Annotated in this window: 1 protein-coding gene; it reads right to left on the bottom strand. The window is 65.5% G+C overall.

All coding sequences use genetic code 11. The features are described from left to right. Positions 1 to 3,260: pyruvate carboxylase (locus J7359_RS19765; RefSeq protein ID WP_209059953.1), on the bottom strand; the 3,260-nt coding region annotated here is incomplete at its 3' end. Positions 3,261 to 3,262: the final 2 nt, after the last annotated feature.

Here is a 3,262-nt window from a genome sequence, read left to right as displayed (position 1 = left end):
GCCACGACGCCCGGCATCGGCGCACCGACATGGCTTGCGTTTGCCGGATCGGCCTTGGGCCGCGCCGCCGCGCTGCCCGCCACCTTGCGGTTCGGCACCCGGATCGAACGCGGCTGGCCGTTCAGTTCGAAGAAGACCTTCACCTCGCCCTTCTCGTCGGTCTCGCCGACCGCCTGCAGGCGGATTTCCAGGATCTTGCCGGGGTCGATCTCGGCAGTAATCTCCTGCCCCGGCTCCATTCCGTAGAAGAAGTTCCGGGTCGGCAGGGTGCGGACCGGGCCATAGGTCCGGTGACGGCCCATGTAGTCCAGGAACACCTTGGGATACATCAGGTACCCGTTCAGATCCTCGTCATCGACCGCCTTGCCCTCCAGCTGCTTGCGCAGTTCGGCACGCGTCTCCTCGATATCGACCGGCGCCAGATGCGCGCCCGGGCGGTCGGTGATCGGGGCCTCGCCCTTCAGCACCTTCTTCTGGATCGCCTTGGGCCAGCCGCCGGGGGGCTGCCCCAGATTGCCGTGCATCATGTCTACGACCGAATCCGGGAAGGACATGTCCTTGTCCGGGTTCATCACGTCTTCGGGCGTCAGGTTCTGGGACACCATCATCAAAGCCATGTCGCCCACCACCTTCGAGGACGGCGTGACCTTGACGATGTCGCCGAACATCCGGTTCACGTCGGCATAGGCCTGCGCCACCTCGTGCCAGCGATCCTCCAGCCCCATCGACCGCGCCTGCGATTTCAGGTTGGTGAACTGCCCGCCCGGCATCTCGTGCAGATAGACTTCGGATGCGGGCGACTGCAGGCCCGATTCGAAGGCCGCATAGTTCTCGCGCACGCGTTCCCAGTAATTGCTGATCGCGCGGATCGCGCCGATGTCCAGCCCGGTGTCGCGGTCGGTCTGGGCCAGCGCCTCGACGACCGACCCCATCGTCGGCTGGCTGGTATTTCCCGACAGCGCGTCCATCGCGCAATCGACCGCATCGACGCCCGCCGCGGCTGCGGCAAGGATGGTCGCGCCGCCCATGCCGCTGGTGTCGTGGGTGTGGAAATGGACCGGCAGGCCGACCTCTTCCTTCAGCGCCTTGATCAGCATCGTCGCGGCGGCGGGTTTCAGCAGCCCCGCCATGTCCTTCAGACCCAGCACATGCGCGCCGGCTTCCTTCAGGTCCTGCGCCATCCCGACATAGTATTTCAGGTCGTATTTGGACCGGTCGGGATCCAGCATGTTGCCGGTATAGCAGACCGTGCCCTCGCAGATCTTGCCCGCTTCGATCACCGCATCCATGGCGACGCGCATGTTCTCGACCCAGTTCAGGCTGTCGAAGACGCGGAACACGTCAACGCCGGATCTGGCCGCCTGTCCCACGAAGAACTGCACCACGTTGTCGGGATAGTTCGTATAGCCGACCCCGTTCGACGCGCGCAGCAGCATCTGCGTCATCAGGTTCGGCATCTTGGCGCGGATGTCACGCAGCCGCTGCCAGGGGCATTCCTGCAGGAACCGGTAGGCCACGTCGAAGGTCGCGCCGCCCCAGCATTCGACGCTGAACAGCTGCGGCAGATTGGCGGCATAGCTGGGCGCGACGCGGATCATGTCGATCGACCGCATCCGCGTGGCCAGCAGCGACTGGTGCCCGTCGCGCATCGTCGTGTCGGTGATCAGCAGCTGCTTTTGCGCGGCCATCCAGTCGGCCACCGCCTGAGCGCCCTTTTCCTCCAGCATCTGACGCGTGCCCGGGGCAGGCTCGGCCCTGGCCACGGGTGGCAGCGGCGGACGCGGCTGCGCCGGAGGCAGCGCCCGGCCCGCGGTTTCGGGATGCCCGTTCACGCTGATATCGGCCAGATAGGTCAGGATCTTCGTGGCCCGGTCGCGGCGCTTCTTGAAGGTGAACAGGTCATCGGTCGTGTCGATGAACTTGGTCGTGTAGGTGTCGTCCAGAAAGGTGGGGTGTTTCAGCAGGTTGATGACGAAATCGATATTCGTGGACACCCCGCGCACGCGAAACTCGCGCAGCGCCCGGTCCATCCGCTTGATCGCCTGATCCGGCGTCTGCGCCCATGCCGTGACCTTGACCAGCAGCGAATCGTAATAGCGCGTGATGACGCCGCCCGCATAGGCGGTGCCGCCATCCAGACGGATGCCCATGCCGGTCGCGGACCGATAGGCGGTGATGCGGCCGTAATCGGGGATGAAGTTGTTCTGCGGATCCTCGGTCGTGACCCGGCATTGCAGCGCATGGCCCGACAGGGTGATGTCATCCTGCGACGCCGCCCCCGTCGCGTCTGCCAGGGTAGCGCCTTCCATGATCTTGATCTGGGCCTGCACGATGTCGATGCCGGTGACTTCCTCGGTCACGGTATGTTCGACCTGCACGCGCGGGTTCACCTCGATGAAGTAGAACTGCTGGCTGTCCATATCCATCAGGAACTCGACCGTGCCCGCGCATTCATAGCCGACCGCCTGGCCGATCTTCAGCGCCAGCGCGCAGACTTCCTCGCGCTGCGCGTCGGTCAGATAGGGCGCGGGCGCGCGCTCGACGACCTTCTGGTTGCGGCGCTGCACCGTGCAGTCGCGTTCATAGAGGTGATAAAGGCCGCCATGCGTGTCGCCCAGCAACTGCACCTCGACGTGGCGTGCGCGCAGGATCATCTTTTCCAGATAGCCCTCGCCATTGCCGAATGCCGCCTCGGCCTCGCGCCGCCCCTCGCGGACCTTCTCGACCAGCTCGGCCTCGTTGTTGATCGGGCGCATGCCGCGACCGCCGCCGCCCCAGCTGGCCTTCAGCATCAGGGGGTAACCGATCTCGGCCGCATCCTTCTTGATGGCGTCGAAATCCTCGCCCAGGACTTCGGTCGCGGGAATGACCGGCACGCCCGCCTTGATGGCCACGCGCCGCGCGCTGGCCTTGTCGCCAAGCGCCCGCATCGTCTGCGCCCTGGGTCCGATGAAGGTGATCCCGGCCTCGGCGCAGGCATCTACGAAATCGGGGTTCTCGGACAGCAGACCGTAACCCGGATGGATCGCGTCGGCGCCGCATTCCTTGGCGACGCGGATGATCTCGGGGATCGACAGATAGGCCGCGACCGGCCCCAGCCCCTCGCCGATCCGGTAGGCTTCGTCGGCCTTGAACCGGTGCAGGCCCAGCTTGTCCTCCTCGGCAAAGACCGCGACCGTGCGCTTGCCCAGCTCGTTCGCCGCCCGCATGACCCGAATGGCAATCTCGCCACGGTTCGCCACAAGGATTTTCTGAAACATGC

The sequence above is a fragment of the Paracoccus sp. R12_2 genome (assembly GCF_017744015.1).
Lineage (GTDB): Bacteria > Pseudomonadota > Alphaproteobacteria > Rhodobacterales > Rhodobacteraceae > Paracoccus.
This window is presented reverse-complemented; position numbering and strand designations above follow the sequence as displayed.